The sequence below is a fragment of the Streptosporangium nanhuense genome (assembly GCF_059358815.1).
This window is the reverse complement of the sequence record NZ_JCADBG010000113.1, coordinates 1-983: the sequence shown is the minus strand read 5'-3', so window position 1 is coordinate 983 and position 983 is coordinate 1. Positions and strand designations below refer to the sequence as shown.

The following is a 983-nucleotide window of genomic DNA, read 5'->3' as shown; positions in this document are numbered from 1 at the left end:
GCTGAGCGGTTGTGCTCGCCGGAGTACTGGGTGGAGCAGGTGCGGGGCGCGGTCCGTTTCTCCGACGGGGTGCGCGCTCTGCACGCCCACGGGGTGCGGGCCTATCTGGAGCTGGGCCCTGATGGCGTACTGACCGCCATGGCGCAGGACACCCTCACCGCACTCACAGACGCGAACACGCGTGTGGCCGCGCCCGCTGGTTCGGCGCGCGACGCCGAGGTGGCGTCGGCGGCGGATCCGGACGTACTGCTGGTCCCGGCCCTGCGTGGGGGCCAGGACGAGCAGAAGACGATCATGATGGCGCTGGCCGCCCTGCACGTGCGTAAGGTGCCGGTGAACTGGTCGGCGGTGCTTCCCGGTGCCGCTCGGGTGGAGTTGCCGACGTACGCCTTCCAGCGTCAGAGGTTCTGGCCCGACGGCGCCGGTTCGCAGGTGGGAGACGTGACGGCTGCGGGACTCGCGGCCGCGAGCCACCCGCTGCTGGGAGCCGCTGTGGGAGTGGCCGGTTCGGACGGGGTGTTGCTGACCGGTCGTATCTCGCTGGGGTCGCATCCGTGGCTGGCCGATCACGTGGTGGGCGGGACGGTGGTGTTCCCGGGGACGGGGTTCTTGGAGTTGGTGGTGCGGGCGGGTGATGAGGTGGGGTGCGATGTGGTCGAGGAGCTCACCTTGACCGCGCCGCTGGTGCTCGGCGAGCGGGACGCGGTGGCGGTGCAGGTGTGGGTGAGGACCCCGGATGAGTCAGGCCGGTGTGAGGTGAGTGTTCACGCCCGCCCGGCGGAGGCCGGGGATGAGGAGCCTTGGGTACGGCACGCGATCGGTGTGCTGGTGACCGGCGGCCGGGCCGGGGAGCGGTTCGATGTGGAGGTGTGGCCGCCTCGGGGTGCGGCGGTGATCGAGCTGGACGGGGTGTATGAGGGGTTGGCTGGGGGTGGGTTGGAGTACGGGCCGGTGTTTCGGGGGTTGCGGGGGGCGTGGCGGGG

At 71.6% G+C, this 983-nt stretch carries 1 protein-coding gene; it reads left to right on the top strand.

What is annotated here, in order from left to right:
• Positions 1-983: polyketide synthase dehydratase domain-containing protein (locus tag AC5L38_RS44230; RefSeq protein ID WP_495248825.1), on the top strand; the 983-nt coding region annotated here is incomplete at both ends.